Annotated in this window: 1 protein-coding gene; it reads right to left on the bottom strand. The window is 68.0% G+C overall.

Annotation, left to right across the window (positions count from 1 at the left end):
- The coding region (locus D7Y04_RS42680; protein WP_199749830.1) for an ABC-2 family transporter protein at positions 1-447 on the bottom strand (447 nt) is incomplete at both ends.

Genomic DNA, 447 nt, shown 5'->3' with positions numbered 1-447 from the left:
CCATCATCTTCTGGCTGCTGTCGAGGAAGAGGCTCAGCGCGCCAATGGCCACGTTGGCCAGGAAGGTGATGGCCCAGCCGCCCAGTACAGCCACGAGGAACAGCCCCCACTGCCACGCGTGCTGCGGCACCGCCTTGTGCGCGCCCACCAGCGCGATGCTCAGGAGCACCACGGGCAGGGCCACCACGACGCGCATGGGGAAGCCCGACACGTTGTCGGATGCGTAGCCCCACAAGGGGGAGATGGGACGCAAGAGGCGCATCGCCAGCGTGCCCTGCTTCACCTCCCAGTTGATGAGCCACGCGGCCCACGCGCTGGTGAGCTGGCGCACCGCGAAGGTGGCCAGGAAGTAGCCCACGAAGTCGGCCTGGCCGAAGTGGCCCACCGGGGCGCTCTTGGCCACCGCCATCCACAGCACCATGTTGACCAGCGGCATGGTGGTGGACA

Source organism: Corallococcus sp. AB038B, assembly GCF_003668955.1.
Taxonomy (GTDB): Bacteria; Myxococcota; Myxococcia; order Myxococcales; family Myxococcaceae; genus Corallococcus; species Corallococcus exiguus.
This window is presented reverse-complemented; position numbering and strand designations above follow the sequence as displayed.